The sequence below is a fragment of the Polaromonas vacuolata genome, from assembly GCF_012584515.1.
GTDB classification, from domain to species: Bacteria; Pseudomonadota; Gammaproteobacteria; order Burkholderiales; family Burkholderiaceae_C; genus Polaromonas; species Polaromonas vacuolata.
The window spans coordinates 2,692,934-2,708,018 of sequence record NZ_CP051461.1 but is presented as its reverse complement, the minus strand read 5'-3'; the positions used below and the strand labels follow the sequence as shown (position 1 = coordinate 2,708,018).

The 15,085-nt window shown below is 52.8% G+C and carries 15 protein-coding genes; 9 read left to right on the top strand and 6 right to left on the bottom strand.

All coding sequences use genetic code 11. From position 1 onward, the window contains the following. Positions 1-6 precede the first annotated feature (6 nt). Both HC248_RS12345 and HC248_RS12340 read right to left on the bottom strand, forming a co-directional pair. On the bottom strand, positions 7-912 hold the full coding sequence (locus tag HC248_RS12345; RefSeq protein WP_168922738.1) for a 2-dehydro-3-deoxygalactonokinase: 906 nt from the start codon (positions 910-912) through the stop codon (positions 7-9). Beyond that, a complete protein-coding gene (locus HC248_RS12340) occupies positions 912-2,672 on the bottom strand; it encodes an IlvD/Edd family dehydratase (protein WP_168922737.1) in 1,761 nt (586 codons plus the stop codon). Before HC248_RS12340 ends, HC248_RS12345 begins: the two co-directional genes overlap by 1 nt. Positions 2,673-2,758: 86 nt before the next feature. On the opposite strand from HC248_RS12340, the gene HC248_RS12335 reads away from it, so the two are divergent. Both HC248_RS12335 and HC248_RS12330 read left to right on the top strand, forming a co-directional pair. Further along, positions 2,759-3,736: a 2-hydroxyacid dehydrogenase gene (locus HC248_RS12335; RefSeq protein WP_238342618.1), complete on the top strand. Its 978-nt coding sequence runs from the start codon at positions 2,759-2,761 to the stop codon at positions 3,734-3,736. Between the two features lie 128 nt (positions 3,737-3,864). Beyond that, entirely contained in the window at positions 3,865-5,238 is a 1,374-nt protein-coding gene (locus HC248_RS12330; RefSeq protein WP_168922735.1) for an ABC transporter substrate-binding protein, read from the top strand. On the opposite strand, the gene HC248_RS12325 is transcribed toward HC248_RS12330, so the two are convergent. Beyond that, positions 5,235-5,396: a hypothetical protein gene (locus HC248_RS12325; RefSeq protein WP_168922734.1), complete on the bottom strand. Its 162-nt coding sequence runs from the start codon at positions 5,394-5,396 to the stop codon at positions 5,235-5,237. The genes HC248_RS12330 and HC248_RS12325 overlap by 4 nt on opposite strands. Here HC248_RS12325 and HC248_RS12320 point away from each other — a divergent pair. The 6 genes from HC248_RS12320 to HC248_RS12295 all read left to right on the top strand — a co-directional run bounded on the left by HC248_RS12320 (position 5,395) and on the right by HC248_RS12295 (position 10,268). After that, positions 5,395-6,267, top strand: a complete 873-nt coding sequence (locus tag HC248_RS12320; RefSeq protein WP_168922733.1) for a carbohydrate ABC transporter permease — start codon at positions 5,395-5,397, stop codon at positions 6,265-6,267. The two genes, HC248_RS12325 and HC248_RS12320, sit on opposite strands and share 2 nt — an antisense overlap. After that, complete coding sequence (locus tag HC248_RS12315; protein ID WP_168922732.1) at positions 6,264-7,118, top strand: carbohydrate ABC transporter permease; 855 nt, start codon at positions 6,264-6,266, stop codon at positions 7,116-7,118. Before HC248_RS12320 ends, HC248_RS12315 begins: the two co-directional genes overlap by 4 nt. Before the next feature lie 18 nt (positions 7,119-7,136). Beyond that, positions 7,137-8,207 (top strand): ABC transporter ATP-binding protein, encoded by a 1,071-nt coding sequence (locus HC248_RS12310; RefSeq protein WP_168922731.1) that lies wholly within the window; start codon positions 7,137-7,139, stop codon positions 8,205-8,207. A gap of 2 nt (positions 8,208-8,209) precedes the next feature. Then, positions 8,210-8,977 carry an SDR family NAD(P)-dependent oxidoreductase gene (locus tag HC248_RS12305; RefSeq protein ID WP_168922730.1) on the top strand — a complete coding sequence of 256 codons (768 nt, stop codon included), beginning with the start codon at positions 8,210-8,212 and terminating at the stop codon, positions 8,975-8,977. A 125-nt stretch (positions 8,978-9,102) separates the two neighbouring features. After that, positions 9,103-9,483 (top strand): cupin domain-containing protein, encoded by a 381-nt coding sequence (locus tag HC248_RS12300; RefSeq protein WP_168922729.1) that lies wholly within the window; start codon positions 9,103-9,105, stop codon positions 9,481-9,483. A 14-nt stretch (positions 9,484-9,497) separates the two neighbouring features. Then, complete coding sequence (locus HC248_RS12295; RefSeq protein ID WP_168922728.1) at positions 9,498-10,268, top strand: FadR/GntR family transcriptional regulator; 771 nt, start codon at positions 9,498-9,500, stop codon at positions 10,266-10,268. 59 nt (positions 10,269-10,327) lie between these two features. Here HC248_RS12295 and HC248_RS12290 read toward each other — a convergent pair whose 3' ends face one another. The 3 genes from HC248_RS12290 to HC248_RS12280 all read right to left on the bottom strand — a co-directional run bounded on the left by HC248_RS12290 (position 10,328) and on the right by HC248_RS12280 (position 13,115). After that, on the bottom strand, positions 10,328-10,612 hold the full coding sequence (locus tag HC248_RS12290; protein ID WP_168922727.1) for a type II toxin-antitoxin system RelE/ParE family toxin: 285 nt from the start codon (positions 10,610-10,612) through the stop codon (positions 10,328-10,330). Between the two features lie 3 nt (positions 10,613-10,615). Continuing rightward, positions 10,616-10,900: a CopG family ribbon-helix-helix protein gene (locus HC248_RS12285; protein ID WP_168922726.1), complete on the bottom strand. Its 285-nt coding sequence runs from the start codon at positions 10,898-10,900 to the stop codon at positions 10,616-10,618. Positions 10,901-11,255: 355 nt separating this feature from the next. Beyond that, positions 11,256-13,115, bottom strand: a complete 1,860-nt coding sequence (locus HC248_RS12280) for a DEAD/DEAH box helicase (RefSeq protein ID WP_168922725.1) — start codon at positions 13,113-13,115, stop codon at positions 11,256-11,258. A gap of 307 nt (positions 13,116-13,422) precedes the next feature. On the opposite strand from HC248_RS12280, the gene ettA reads away from it, so the two are divergent. Next, on the top strand, positions 13,423-15,084 hold the full coding sequence (gene ettA / locus HC248_RS12275; protein WP_168922724.1) for an energy-dependent translational throttle protein EttA: 1,662 nt from the start codon (positions 13,423-13,425) through the stop codon (positions 15,082-15,084). Position 15,085 lies beyond the last annotated feature (1 nt).

Here is a 15,085-nt window from a genome sequence, read left to right as displayed (position 1 = left end):
GAAGGTTTATTTGTTTTTTGCGGCCTGCGTTTGTAGCGTTTGGGCCAGAGCGTGCAGGCCAGCCCATGTCGCTTGATTGCCAACCTGCGTCACGCTAACGCCAACTAATTGCAGTGCGGTTTTGTACAGCGCGCAAAGCAGAGGCGCGCCGATTAACACCAGCGCGTCACCGGCCGACAAACCCTGCATTTTGATTTCTTCACCTATCACCAAGCCAGATAAATAAGACGGCAGGGCAGCTTGATCTATGCGCTCGAACAAGGCCAGCGTGCGTGCGCTAAAGGCGGTGTGTAGCAGTCCTTTGCCAGTCAGTGCTTGATGCACGCCGCGCTCAAAAGCGGGCCCATTGTTTCGATCTGACTCGGGCTCTACCATGCTGCGCGCGAGAATCGAATGCTGGCGTAGCAATGCGTAAACCTCGCCCGTCATAGAACTTGAAAATTGCGTGATGCGGCCGTTTTGGACGCTGACCCATTTGCTGTGCGTGCCCGGCAGCACTAGGCGTGCGCTATCAAGAGCGAGTAGTTTTAAGGCGCCAAAGACTTGGGTTTCTTCGCCGCGCATCACGTCGGGCACGCCGTCCACTTCAATGCTTAGGCCGGGCACTATGGCAATCCGGCCCGGTGCTATCCAAGCTAGTTTTGTGGTTAGTTCGGCAAAACCGGCCGGACAAGCGCAGTAAGGCGCTTGCAGCCAGCCTTGCTGACTGCCGGCCATGCCTGAGATTAAGCACAAGCTATCGGCCGTCATCCAGTCGCCAAATAAGCTCTCAAAGACAGCGGCAAATTGGCCAGGCGCGACGCTGAGAATACCGCGGGGAAAACTTCTTTCTTCTAAAACTTGCCCCCGCTCGCCTAGCCGCGCACCGCGCAGCGAGGTCGTGCCCCAGTCTAGGCCTAGCAGCGGCTGCATCAATGGTTGTCGCGCGGCACGGCAGAGCCGCGTTTGCCGACCAAAAAGTCCATGTCAACGCCCTCATCAGCTTGCAATACATGGTCGATATAAAGCTTGGAATAACCCGAGCCCATGGCGGGCTCTGGCGCTGTCCAGAGTGTCATACGGCGCGCTAATTCTTCGTCGCTGACATGCAAATGCAGCAGTCGTTTGGGCACGTCAAGCTCAATCATGTCGCCGTTTTGCACCAAGGCTAGCGGCCCGCCGGCAGCCGCTTCCGGCGCGGTGTGCAGCACAACCGTGCCGTAGGCTGTGCCGCTCATGCGGGCGTCGCTGATACGCACCATGTCGGTAATGCCTTTGCGCAACACTTTGGGTGGTAGCGGCATGTTGCCGACTTCGGCCATGCCGGGGTAACCCTTGGGGCCGCAATTTTTAAGCACCATGACGCAGTTCTCGTCTATGTCCAAGTCCTCATCGTCAATCCGTGCGTGAAAGTCTTCAATCGTTTCAAACACCACGGCACGGCCGGTGTGAACCATGAGTTTGGGTGTCGCTGCACTGGGCTTGATCACAGCGCCGCGGGGTGACAGGTTGCCGCGCAACACGGCGATGCCGGCCTTGTCTTTAAACGGAGTGGCCAGCGGCATGATGACTTCGGTGTTGAAGTTTTCTGCGTCCGCAATGTTTTGGCCTATGGTTAAACCGTTTGCGGTAATCGCGTCCAAGTCTAAGTGGCTAGCAATTTCTTTCATCACCACTGGCAAGCCGCCGGCGTAGCAAAAGTCTTCCATCAAGTATTTGCCAGACGGTTGCAGATTGACCAAGCAAGGCAATTCACTGGCGAGTCGGTCAAAGTCATCAATCGTGAGTTTCACGCCAATTCTGCCGGCAATCGCGATCAAATGAATCACCGCATTGGTCGAGCCACCAATCGCGGCCAAGGTTTTAATCGCGTTTTCAAAGGCCGCGCGAGTGAGTATTTTTGACAGCGTCAGGTCTTCATGCACCATCTCAACCGCGCGGCGACCGGCCAGACGCGCCAGCACATTGCGTCTGCCGTCAACCGCTGGGTAGGCGGCATTACCCGGCAGACCTATGCCCAGTGCTTCGACCATGCTGGCCATGGTTGAAGCCGTGCCCATGGTCATGCAGTGGCCGTGGCTGCGGTGCATACAGCTTTCGGCTTCAAAAAAATCGGCCAACTTTAAGGTGCCGGCTCTGACTTGCTCACTCATACTCCACACACCGGTGCCCGAGCCTAGTTCTTGGCCGCGCCATTTGCCGCTCAGCATAGGGCCACCGCTGACGCCAATCGTGGGTAAATCCACGCTGGACGCACCCATCACCAGCGCCGGCGTGGTCTTGTCGCAACCCATAAGCAGCACCACGCCATCCAGCGGATTGCCGCGAATACTTTCTTCAACATCCATGCTGGCCAAGTTGCGATAAAGCATGGCGGTGGGGCGCAGCAGGGTTTCGCCTAGCGACATCACCGGAAACTCCAGTGGAAAGCCACCGGCTTCATACACACCAATTTTTACCTGTTCGGCAATCGTGCGGAAATGGCTGTTGCAGGGCGTGAGTTCAGAGAACGTATTGCAGATGCCAATCACGGGTCGGCCATCAAACTGGTCGTGCGGAATGCCCTTGCCTTTAACCCAGCTGCGGTAGGCAAAGCCATCGCGGTCTTGCCGACCAAACCACTGCTGGCTGCGCAGTTCTTCGGGCCTTTTCTTAGGCTTTTTGTTCTCGTCTTGACTGCTTTTGTTCTGCATAGGGAAAATCCTTAAATAATCAAACGTATTATGGTCATACCATTGAACTTTTAAGCTTAGTGAAAACCATGACTTTAGGAGTTGATTTGACATCCTCGTTGCTACCCTCATCGCGGCCCCGCCCGCAACTGCTGGCGGTCTCAAAGCTGGCGCCTTTTTTTCTCGCGCCATTGCAGGAACACTATGACGTGCATGAACGTTTGCATGAAACCGACACAGCGGCGTTTGACAAAATAGCCGGCTCAATAACCGCCATCGTCGGCGGTGGTGAGTCCAAAGTACCCGACGCGCTGTTAGCGCGTTTGCCCGCGCTAGAAATTATCTCCATCATGGGTGTGGGCTACGACGGTGTCGATGTTGAGTCTGCGCTGCAGCGCAAGATTGCGGTCACGCATACACCCGGCGTTTTGAATGACGAAGTCGCTGACTTAGCCATCGGTCTGATGCTGTCTGTGGCTAGGCGCATTCCGCAAGCCGACCAGTATGTGCGTGCCGGCCGTTGGGCCAAAGAAGGTGCTATGCCGCTGGCGCGCAAGGTCTCGGGTGCGCGTTTGGGCATAGTCGGTTTGGGCCGCATCGGTCAAGCCATTGCTAACCGCGCTGCGGCTTTTGGTATGTCGATTGCCTACACCGCACGCAGCCAAAAATCTAACCTTTCTTATGCGTATTTTCCCGACACGTTGCATCTGGCCAAGGCGGTTGATTTTTTAATTCTCATCACGCCGGGTGGCTCTGCAACCCAGCATTTGGTCAACGCCGAGGTGCTTGCCGCATTGGGTTCAGAAGGCTATTTGATTAACGTGGCGCGCGGCTCAGTGGTCGACGAGGCAGCCTTAGTTTCTGCGCTTGAAAACGGCGTAATTGCCGGTGCTGGCTTAGATGTGTTTGAGGCTGAACCCCGACCGCTTGCCGCCTTGCTGTTAATGGATAACGTAGTGCTTACCCCGCATATGGCTAGCGCAACGATTCAAACGCGGCAGGCAATGGCTGATTTAGCCGTGGCTAATTTAGGCGCTCACTATCTGGGTTCTCCACTTTTAAGTGCAATTCCTGAGATGCTTTAACTTAAAAAAATGCGGGTTTTCCTTAGAAGAATAAAAGATTCAATCATCATATGATAAGCAGGCCATTAGTTTGCGTGGCATCGGTTTTTTTGCACTAGCCAATCAATCTGTTAAGGAGACAAAAAATTATGAATCCCAAGACAATTCTCACCGCTGCGATGCTCGCCGCAGGCTTGTTAGTCGCTGGACAAGTCAGCGCACAAGAAAAACTCACCGTCTGGTGGGTCAAAGGTTTTTACAAGGCCGAAGACGCTGCGCTTTATGACGTGATTAAAAAGTTTGAAGCCAAAACAAACGTCAAAGTCGAGCTGTCCCAGTACCCGATACAGGACATGATTCCAAAAACCGTTGCAGCGCTGGATTCAAAAAATCCACCTGACGTGGCATATGGCGATACCTTTGATTTTCAAGTCGCGGCTAAATGGGCGTATGAAGGAAAATTGGAAGACTTGAGCGATGTGTTGGTGCCTCTCAAGGCTAACTTCACGCCCAACACATTAGAGACCACTTATCTCTATAACGACGTGACTAAAAAGCGTGCTTACTACTCCTTCCCTATGAAGCAGCAGACCATGCACATTCAGTACTGGCGTGACATGTTGACTGAGGCGGGTTTGAAGGAATCCGACATTCCCAAAACTTGGAACGAGTATTGGTCATTTTGGTGCAACAAGGCTCAGCCGGCGCATCGCAAAGCCAGCGGCAACCGCACCTTTGGTATCGGTCAGCCCATGGGCGTAGATTCATCGGATTCCTTTTATTCTTTCCTGACTTTTGCGGATGCTTACAACGTCAAGATGGTTGACGCCAATGGCAAACTCACAGTCGATGATCCTAAGGTTAGAGCCGGTTTAATCTCAGCGCTAAAAGACTACACCGCGCCTTACATCAATGGTTGCACACCACCGTCGTCGACGAGTTGGAAAGACCCGGACAACAATGTCGCGTTTCACAACCGCACAACCATCATGACGCACAACGCGACGATCTCTATCGCCGCTAAGTGGTTGGATGATGCGAACAACACTTCTTTAAGCGCTGAAGACCGTGCAAAAGGTAAAAAGGCTTATTACGAGCAGATTGCAACCGCAGGTTTTCCAAGCAAACCCGATGGCAGCAAAATGATTTACCGCACGGCGATCAAAACTGGCGTGGTGTTCACTGATTCTAAAAACAAGCCAAGGGCTAAAGAGTTTGTGCAGTTCTTCATGAACGAGATCAACCTCACGCCCTATGTTGAAGGCTCATTAGGCCGTTGGTTCCCGGTCACCAAGGTCGGACAAGCTAGCCCGTTTTGGATGGAAGACGTTCACCGCAAAGCCGTGCATGCGCAGTACGCGGCCGGTACCGTACCGTTTGAGTTCACCAAGAACTACAAATTCACAATTCTCAATAATGAGAACGTTTGGGCCAAAGCCATGAACCGTGTGGTGAGTGAAAAAGTGCCGGTTGATAAGGCAGTTGACGAAATGATTGCCCGTATCAAAGCGGTCGCGGGTTAAGCCCATAGCGATAGTTTGTGCGTCACTTCTTGCGCCAGTTTGAGCGCTGGTAGTGGTAAATAAATCGCTAGTTTTTTCACGACTCCCAAGCTGCCCAACGCAATGTCGGGCAGCTTGAGCGGAGACTTTTGATCTTTCTCCAAACCACATGATGTCATGAGTACTCTCACCATTTCTGCGCCAGCCGCACCTCTTGTGCGTGCCAAAAAAGCCATGACATCCTGGGAGTTCTGGGGTCTGGTATTGGTCGTGCCTTATCTATTGTTGTTTCTGATTTTTGTGGTTTATCCGGTCGGCTACGGTCTTTGGTTGGCGCGCCATCCGGCGAGTTACGAGGCCTTGTTTGAAGATCCGATTTTTTTCCGCAGTCTGATCAACACGATTATTTTTCTGCTCGTCGCCATCAATATAAAAATGGCGGTGGCACTGCTTTTATCTGGTTTTTTTGTGCAAAAACGCGCTTGGATTAAATGGCTCTCGCTGCTGTTTATCCTGCCGTGGGCCGTGCCCTCGATACCGACGATTTTGTCGGTGCGTTTCATGCTCAACCCCGAGTGGGGCGTGATCAACACCATGATTTACAACCTGACCGGCTTAGATGGACCGAACTGGCTGAACGATCCGACGCTGGCTTTGATCTTTGCCATGCTGATGCACATCTGGAAATCGCTGCCGTTTTGGACGTTGATTTTGGTTGCCGCACGTATGTCGATTCCGGCCGAGCAATATGAAGCCGCATCGGTTGACGGCGCGTCTAACTGGCAAAAATTCAAGTTCATTACTTGGCCATCGATGCGCACCATTTATCTCACCTCGACTATTTTGTCCATGATTTGGACACTGGGTGATTTCAACAGTGTTTACCTGCTAACCGGTGGCGGCCCAGCCGATTTGACGCATGTGTTGGCAACACTGGGTATTCGTTATTTGCGGCTTGACCAAGTCGATCTGGCGATGGCGTCTATCGTGGTAGCCGTACCTTTGATTGCGCCGCTGATGTATTTCATGATGAAACGGTTGTCGAAATGAAAAAATCTATCACCCTTAAGGCCGTCACAACGGAAGCTAAGTTGCTCTTGATTGGCATACCGCTGCTGATCTGGACAATGATTCCGCTCTACCATTTGTTCTTGTTTGCGATCTCACCGCGCGACACCGCGACCTCAGGCCGCATCTGGCCAAAGTCGCCAACGCTGGATAATTTTGAGGTCGTGTTCATGCAAAAACATCACTACCTCAATCACTTCTGGTTGCAGATGTGGAACTCACTTTTTATTGCGGTCGCGGTTGGCGTGATCACGCTATTCATCGCCACTGCAGCGGCTTTTGCAATTAGCCGGCTCAAGGTGCGCGGTGGCCGCACAGTGATGAATTTGGCCTTGCTGACTTACTTTATTCCGGCTGCTTTTCTGGCTGTGCCCATGTATAAAACCATGGGTAACTACGGCATGTTGGGCAGTCAGTGGGCTTTGATTTTGGCCATGGTGACTATTGCCACGCCTTACTGTATTTGGGTGCTCAAGCAGGCGTCAGACAAACTGCCTTATGAGCTTGACGAGGCTGCCATGATGGATGGCGCTTCCCCTTTGCAATTGTTTCGGCTGGTTTACTTACCGCTTATGGTGCCGTCCTTAGTTGCGGTGGGCACTTACTCGCTACTGCTGGCTTGGAATGAATACCTCTACGCTTTTTTATTGTTATCGAATGACAAGAGCGTCACTTTAGGCGTGGCTCTGGGCAGCTTTTTGTCGGCTGACGATTCACCTTGGGAACTACTCATGGCGACCGGACTGATTTACGCCCTGCCTCCAGCGGCGATTTACTACACCTTTAAACGTTATATGGTGTCCGGCTTGACCGCTGGCGCTGTCAAAAGCTGATTCGAAAGCGAGTACTTCATGGCATCTGTTTCATTTCGCAATATCGAAAAATCGTATGGAAAAACCAAGATTATTCACGGCATTTCTTTTGACATCGCTGACGGTGAGTTCGTCGTTTTGGTCGGGCCTTCTGGATGCGGCAAGTCGACGCTGCTGCGCATGTTGGCCGGTCTTGAAGAAATCAGCGGCGGCGAAATCGCCATCGATGACAAATTAATTAACGACTTGGATTCTAAAGATCGCGACATCGCCATGGTGTTCCAGAGCTATGCGCTCTACCCCCACATGACAGTGCGCGACAACATGGCTTTTAGTTTGAAATTGCGCAAGGCTGATAAAGCCTTGACGGATAAGCGCGTGGGCGATGCAGCGCGCATTCTCAATCTCGATCCGCTGCTTGAACGCTTTCCGCGAGAACTCTCTGGCGGTCAGCGTCAGCGCGTCGCCATGGGTAGAGCGATTGTGCGCGACCCCAAGGTATTTTTATTTGATGAGCCGTTGTCCAATCTTGACGCTAAATTGCGGGTTGCCATGCGCGCCGAGATTAAGGATTTGCACTACCGCCTCAAGACCACCACGGTATATGTCACCCACGATCAGATAGAAGCCATGACCATGGCAGACAGGATTGTGGTGATGCACGACGGCATCGTTGAGCAAATTGGCACGCCGCTAGAACTGTTTGACCGACCGGGAAATTTATTCGTCGCGCAATTTATTGGCTCGCCCTCTATGAATGTGATTGAAGGTGTGCTGCATAAAGCCGATGGCCGTATTTGGGTTCAGTCGCATGGCCAGCAGTGGACGGTAGCAAATTTAACGCAAGGCGAGCATGGCCAGATAGTGCATTTCGGTGTGCGGCCAAGCGACATCACGGTGTCGCTTAATGCGCAAGGTATACCGGCCACAGTCATAGTGGTGGAGCCCACTGGTGCTGAAACTGAATTACTCATTGAAGTGGGCGATGCGCGCTTTGTCGTCGTGTTGCATGGCCGCACCGACGCTAAACCACAAGACCAAATTTTTCTCGAAATCGATGGCGCTAAAACCCACGTGTTTGATGGCAAGACTACCGCTCGTTTGGACTAAGCATGAACGCACCCTCATTCAGACTCGACGGCCGTCAGGCCTTGATTACCGGCTCTTCCGGCGGCATTGGCTTTGCGCTAGCGCGCGGCCTTGGCCACTCTGGCGCGCGCTTAATTCTTAACGGTCGCAATTTAGACAAGCTAGAAAAAGCCGCCATTCAATTGCGTAGCGAGGGTTTGAGCGTGAGTACTCGCGCTTTCGATGTCACGCAAAGTCACGCCGTGCAACTCGCAGTTGATGAGATTGAAAACGAATTAGGCGCGATTGATATTTTGGTGAACAACGCTGGCATGACGCGGCGAGTGCCGTTGCAAGACTTTGAAGTTGAGCATTGGCACGAGATCATGCGGACTAATTTAGACAGCATGTTTTTTGTCGGCCAAGCCGTGGCGCGAAAAATGATTCCACGCGGTCGCGGCAAGATCATCAATATCTGCTCGGTGCAAAGTGAGTTGGGTCGGCCCGGCACTGCGCCCTATATGGCCAGCAAGGGCGCGGCCAAAATGCTAACCAAGGGTATGGCGGTGGACTGGGGGCCGCTGGGTTTGCAATGCAATGGTTTGGCACCGGGTTACTTTAAAACTGAGTTGACTGAAAAACTGGTGAATGACCCGGTTTTTAATGATTGGTTGATTGGCCGTACACCTAGCCGACGTTGGGGCGATGTGGCGGAACTCTCGGGTGCGGCGGTGTTTCTCTCTAGCGATGCAGCGAGTTTTGTCAACGGCCATATTTTGTTTGTTGACGGCGGTATGACGGCGAGCTTGTAGCCGTTTTCAGCCTTGGTTTTGCGGGGGCTTTGGGTACATTTGGTGAGGCCTTTAAAATAGCGTCTAAATACCGTGTTTTTTTGTGACGGTTTTCTTGTCAAATTATTTTTGAAGCGGAGCGCAAGGTGAGTGTTTTCAAACAAATAGTTCTTTATACAGACGTTGACGGCCGGGCCCAATTTCGCGAGGAATCGATTGCCTTGCCACTCGGATCACCGCAATCCATGCTGTCTGAATTAACGCCTTCAGCAGGCATGCAACTGCGCCACAGTCCGGTGGGTTTTCGTAGCCAGACGCACTGCTCACCGCATGCGCAATGGGTTTTTATTTTGGGCGGTGAGATGGAAATAGGTTTAGCGGATGGGAGTTCCCGCGTTTTCACGCCGGGCCAGCATTTCTATTCTGCTGATACCTTGCCAGAAGGTGCAGTGTTTGATGCTGGCGTGCACGGACACTGGAGCTGCCAGCGCGGCGCAGACCCTTTGGTGACTTTGTTTGTGCGATAAAACGGATAAAACCTATGATCAAAAATGTTCACGGCAACACGGTTGATTTTCTTGGTCAAGCCATCATTGACGGGCGTTATCATGCCGGCCAATCATTGCCACCAGAGCCCTTGCTGTGCGAAGAACTCGGTGTCAGTCGAACAGTTATTCGCGAAGCTGTTAAGTCATTGATTGCCAAGGGCTTGATTACCACCGGGCCTAAAGTGGGTACCCGGGTGCTGCCCGAAAGTGAGTGGAATTGGTTTGATCCAGACGTCGTATCTTGGCAGTCCAAGACCGGTTTTACGCCCGAGTTTTTACGTGATTTGCAAGAGCTGCGCCGCGTCGTTGAACCCGCCGCTGTGCGCCTAGCGGCTGAGCGCGCCACGCCGCAAGAGTTGCTCTGTATTACGCAGGCCTATGAAGGCATGGAGCATGCCGTCAAGTTTGGCGGCGACTATGTAACCTTTGATTTGCGCTTTCACCAAGGCCTTTTAATTGCCTCTCACAATCGCATGATTATTCAAATGAGTAAAGTTTTGGGCGCTTTGCTACGCACTAGTTTTGAGATCTCTACCAGTCGCAAAGATGGCCCAACGCGGTCTTTGCCGCTGCATCGCGCAGTGCTAGATGCAGTGCTCGCGCGCAAGCCCTTAAAAGCTGAAAAAGCTATTTTGGTATTGATAGATGGTGCAAGAGAAGACATAGAGCTGGTACTCGCTACCAAGCGCAGTTTGCCAAAACTAGGTTTGCCGGCTAAGCAGCTTAGGGCTGGGGTGAAGGTTGCTGTGAAAGCTGATGTCTGAGGCTTTGCAGTTCACTCAAACCATCATCAATATTGGCTTTATTGCTGACGCTAATTAAATCAATCTTTTATCGGTGGCCACTGCCTAGCTGCGTGCAACACGCGCAGTACTCGAATGAGATCGTTGACTACGTCATAAATTAGTATGTAGTTGTTATGCACTACAAGCTCGCGCGTGCCCTGTAGTCTGCCGAGTCGTCCTAAGCCAGGGTGATTAATCAGACTCGTTGATCTGTCGGATAAAAGTTTGTCGATCTTAAGTGCGGCGCTTGGGTTGCTGGTTGCTATAAATTCGCGAATCGTTTTTCGGTCTGCCTGTGCTGGCCGCGTCCAAACGAGTTCCACAACTCAGACGCCGGATAGCTTGCGTTGCATTTGTGCGCGCCACTGTGCTGCTTGTGATTCGATTTCCTGTGCTGAAACCACATCACCGGCATTAGCCGCGTTTAGTCCGATTTGTACTTCGCGCCGGATGAATGCGTCATGTTCGCTGTCCTCTTGCTGTTGTCTAACAAAGTCGCGCATGTAGTCGCGCAAAAGCTGTGCACCGGTGCGATCGCGAGATTTTGCGGCTATGGAAAACTCGTCTTTTAGCCCTTCATCGACTCTGAAAGTAAAAGTTGCTTGGTTCATGTCTATTTCCTTGTGTTACAGGATTAGTGCAATGTAGCACGAGAGCCTGACGCCGTTGAATGCTACTTTTAGACCATTCTCATCTGTTCTTGTTTCGATTTGGACGTACTCAAATTGTGTCTGCGTCTGCGCGCCAGACTTAGAAATGATTGGCGAAAGTAATACGCAGCAAGTTGTCATGCGTTTTTTATCTTGTTTTGCCTTTGAGGCGATCTTGGCTGAGGCATATCAAGACTTCAATTAGCCAATCTTTTTGACCAGCTAGATATAAAAAAACCGCCTCCGAAGTAACTTCGGAAGCGGCTTTTTTTGATTCTTCTAAAACAGGTCACCCTGTTTTATCTGGCTATTTTTTTTATCTGCCGTATGGGCCTGAACCGCCGCCATTGCTGCGACGTGGGCCGCCATTGCCACCACCATTACCGCCGCCATTGTTACCGCCGCGACCACCACCACCACCACCGCCGCCCGCAGGACGAGCGCCGCGGAAGTTGTTGCGGTTGCCTGACGGCTGGCCGGATGAAGGGAAGCCCGACGATGCGTGGCTAGACGGTTGTTGGTCGTCAAAGTTGTTACGGCTGTCATGACGCGGCTCGTTGTTGCGCGGGTCCATGCGTGGCTGCTGGTCTTCACGCGCAGGGCGCGGTGCATGGGCTTGACGCTGCTGGCCTGAAGGCTGGCCGTAGCCAGAATTCATGCGTGGCTGACCTGGGTTTGGCGTACGTGGACCACGGCCATAACCGTTACCACCATTGCTGCCGCCGCCGTTACCGCCATTACCACCGCCATTATTGCTGTAGCCGCCACCGCCATTACCAGTGTTACCAGTGTTACCAGTGTTACCAGCGTTTCCACCGCCGCTTCGACCGCCAGGACTGCCTGCATTACGACCGCCGCCGCCATTGCCCGCGCCACGCGCAGGCTGTGCGCCTTTGGTGTCACGGATACGCTGCATCATTTCGCTGCGCGCAGCTTTTGCCGCGGCTTGCATCACATCCCGGCTAGGCGGTTTGCCGAGTCCACCCCAGATGGTTTGACGACCCATGGCCAGCGGCTCTGCGCGCTCGTCTGGATCGGCTTCAAAACCGGGGACCACGACTTTATCGATGTTTTGTTTAGTGAAACGCTCGATGTCTTGCATAAAGCCTTCTTCGTCCATACAGACCAAGCTGACGGCTTCACCGCTGTTACCGGCGCGCCCTGTACGGCCAATACGGTGCACGTAGTCTTCGCTGACGTTAGGGATTTCATAGTTCACGACATGTGGCAACTCGTCGATATCAATACCGCGTGCGGCAATGTCGGTTGCAACCAGCGCGCGAATCGTGCCGTCTTTAAAGCCTTGCAGCGCTTGCGTGCGTGCAGTCTGGCTTTTGTTGCCATGCAGCGCCATGGCTTCGATGCCGTTTTTGGTCAAGTGCTCGGCCACATTGTTGGCGCCAAACTTGGTCCGCGTGAAGACCAGAACCTGGCTCCAGTTGTGCTCGTTAATGATGTGGGTCAGCAAGGCTTTTTTCTTGCTGCGTCCGACTGGGTGAATGGTTTGCGTGATGCGCTGCACTGTGGTGTTGCGCGGTGTGACCTGAATGTGAGCTGGGTCGCGTAGCAAGCCGTTGGCCAAGTCACGAATCTCGTCGCTAAAAGTGGCGCTAAACAGCAGCACTTGTTTTTGCTTTGGCACCAAGGCCAGCACTTTTTTGATGTCATGGATAAAGCCCATGTCCAACATACGGTCGGCTTCGTCGAGTACCAAAATTTGCACCTGGCTCAGGTCCAAAGTACCTTGGCTGGCGTGGTCTAGCAGACGGCCTGGTGTGGCCACCAAGATGTCAACGCCGCGGCGCAGTTTTTCTATTTGTGCGCCCATGCCAACACCGCCAAACATCACCATAGAGGTCAGGTCTGTGTATTTGCCGTAGGTGCGAACGCTTTCTTCGACCTGCGCCGCGAGTTCGCGGGTTGGCGTCATGATCAGTGCGCGCACGGCGTTAACACCGCGGCGATTGGTCAGGCGTGGCTCGGTGGACAGGCGCTGCAGCAAAGGCAACGTGAAGGCTGCGGTTTTACCGGTGCCGGTCTGTGCGCCACCGAGTAAGTCACCACCTGCGAGCACGGCCGGAATGGCTTGGGCTTGAATAGGTGTCGGTGTGTCGTAGCCCTGCTCAAGCACAGCTTTAAGAATGGCCGGAGCCAGATTCAGATTTTCAAATGTCATTTTTTTGCACCGCTGGGATGCTTAAAGAATCGGCCTGTAGGGTGCTCAAGTTTTTTAAGCAACCCGCCAGTGTAGGCAGATGGGTTCAGGAAGTCGGGCTGAGGACTCGTTGGATAGATTTGTTTGGTCTAGCCTTGAGTTGCCCAAATGTCCGGGGCAACTGGAGCCTTCAGACAAACGTATTGTCTCACGGAACGATAATGGTAGGGTTGCAGTAAATAACGCGCCTCCAATTCATGCCTTAACGGTGTGTGTTCCGCGCGGCTGCGCTTTTCTTTAGTTTTATTTTTTTAAGAGATAGGTTGTTATGGCCCAGTACGTATTTAGCATGAACAAGGTCGGCAAGATTGTGCCGCCTAAGCGCCACATCCTCAAGGACGTGTCACTGAGCTTTTTCCCCGGCGCCAAGATTGGCATGCTGGGCGTGAACGGTTCGGGCAAGTCCACCTTGCTCAAGATCATGGCCGGACTGGACAAGGAAATTGAAGGCGAAGCCACACCAATGCCGGGTCTGAACATCGGCTACCTGCCGCAAGAGCCTAAGCTTAATGACGAGCACACGGTGCGCGAAAGCGTTGAAGAAGCCATGGGCGAAGTCTTTGCCGCCAAAGGTTTGCTAGAAGCTGTCTACACCGCCTATGGCGAGGAAGACGCTGACTTCGATGCGCTAGCTGCCGAGCAAGCGCGCTTGGAAGCCATTATTGCCACCAGCGGCAGCGACTCGGAGCACCAGCTTGAGATCGCCGCTGATGCGCTTCGTCTGCCGGCTTGGGATGCCAAAATCGGAGTGCTCTCCGGTGGTGAAAAGCGCCGTGTTGCGCTTTGCCGCATGCTGCTTTCCAAGCCAGACATGCTGCTGCTTGATGAGCCAACCAATCACTTGGACGCTGAATCGGTGGACTGGCTTGAGCAGTTCTTGCAGCGCTTTTCCGGCACAGTGGTGGCGATTACCCACGATCGCTATTTCCTCGACAACGCAGCCGAATGGATTTTAGAGCTCGACCGTGGCCATGGCATTCCATGGAAGGGCAACTACAGCAGCTGGCTAGAACAAAAGGGCGAGCGTCTGGCAACCGAACAAAAGGGCGAAGAAGCCCGCGCCAAGGCCTTGAAGAAGGAATTGGAATGGTCACGCCAAAACCCTAAAGCGCGTCAAGCCAAGAGCAAATCGCGTCTGGCACGGTTTGAGGAATTGAGCGATTTTGAATACCAAAAACGCGTAGAAACCAATGAGATTTTCATCCCCGTCGCCGAACGCTTGGGTGCGCAAGTCATTGAGTTCAAAGACGTCAGCAAGTCTTTTGGCGACCGCCTATTAATTGACAATTTGAGTTTCACGATTCCAGCCGGCGCCATCGTCGGCATCATTGGCCCTAACGGCGCGGGTAAGTCCACGCTGTTCAAACTGATTGCAGGCAAGGAATTGCCCGACAGCGGTGAAGTGGTTAAGGGTTCTACCGTACGCATGGCTTTTGTGGACCAGAACCGCGACGATTTGCAAAATGAAAAAACCGTTTGGGAAGACATCTCAGGCGGACTCGACATTCTCAATGTCGGCAAATTTCAGATGCCAAGCCGCGCGTATGCGGGCCGTTTTAACTTCAACGGTGGTGACCAGCAAAAGCGTGTCGGTACCTTGTCCGGTGGTGAGCGCGGTCGGCTGCATTTAGCCAAAACCTTGATTGCTGGCGGCAATGTGTTGATGCTCGATGAGCCGTCTAACGACTTGGACGTTGAGACCTTGCGCGCGCTAGAAGATGCACTGTTGGAGTTCGCCGGCTCAGTCATGGTCATTAGCCACGACCGTTGGTTTCTTGACCGTATTGCGACCCATATTCTTGCTGCCGAAGGCGATAGCCAGTGGACATTTTTTGACGGTAACTACCAAGAATACGAAGCCGATAAGAAAAAGCGTTTGGGTGAAGAAGGCTCTAAACCTAAGCGTATGCGCTTTAAGGCACTGAAGTAAA